This is a genomic window from Stenotrophomonas pictorum JCM 9942 (assembly GCF_001310775.1).
Taxonomy (GTDB): Bacteria; Pseudomonadota; Gammaproteobacteria; order Xanthomonadales; family Xanthomonadaceae; genus Stenotrophomonas; species Stenotrophomonas pictorum.
Map to the genome: position 1 here is coordinate 1 of NZ_BAZI01000785.1, position 598 is coordinate 598.

General features: G+C 70.6%; 2 protein-coding genes. Both read left to right on the forward strand.

The genetic code is table 11. The features are described from left to right. Positions 1-495: alpha/beta hydrolase (locus tag JCM9942_RS17685; RefSeq protein WP_157723095.1), on the forward strand; the 495-nt coding region annotated here is incomplete at its 5' end. Continuing rightward, positions 492-598 (forward strand): twin-arginine translocation signal domain-containing protein (locus tag JCM9942_RS20810; RefSeq protein ID WP_157723096.1); only part of this gene is annotated, 107 nt, incomplete at its 3' end. The genes JCM9942_RS17685 and JCM9942_RS20810, both read left to right, overlap by 4 nt.

Sequence of the window (598 nt, forward strand, 5' to 3'; positions counted from 1 at the left end):
CCGCGGCGGATCGGGGTGATGGGGTTTTCCGCCGGTGGCCACCTGGCGGCGCGGCTGGGCAACGGCTTCGATACGCCGGTATACCCGGCCACCGATGCCATCGACACGGTCAGCGCCCGGCCGGATTTCCAGCTGCTGGTCTATCCGGTGATCGACATGGAAGGGCCCGACAGCCATGCCGGCTCGCGCGAACGGCTGCTCGGTGGCGCCGATACCCCTGCACTGCGGCAGCGCTATTCGATGCAGCAGCAGGTCAGCGCAAGCACACCGCCGACCTTCGTGCTGCACGCCGCCGATGACGAGGTGGTGCCGGTCGGCAACAGCCTGCTGTTCTACCACCGCCTGCAACAGGCCGGCATCCCCAGCGAAATGCACCTGTTCCCGCGGGGTGGACATGGCTTTGGCACGCGCGGCACAGCCGGCCTGACCACCGCCGTCTGGCCGCAGCTGGCGCTGGCCTGGATCGCCGCACAATCGCCGGAGGCGAACCGATGAGCACGACCTCTTCTCCCCCGGCCCCGGCCCGGCGCGACTTCCTGCGCCGCAGCGCGCTGCTGGGTATCGCCGCCGGTCTGGGCAGCCCCGCCCTTGCAGGCAC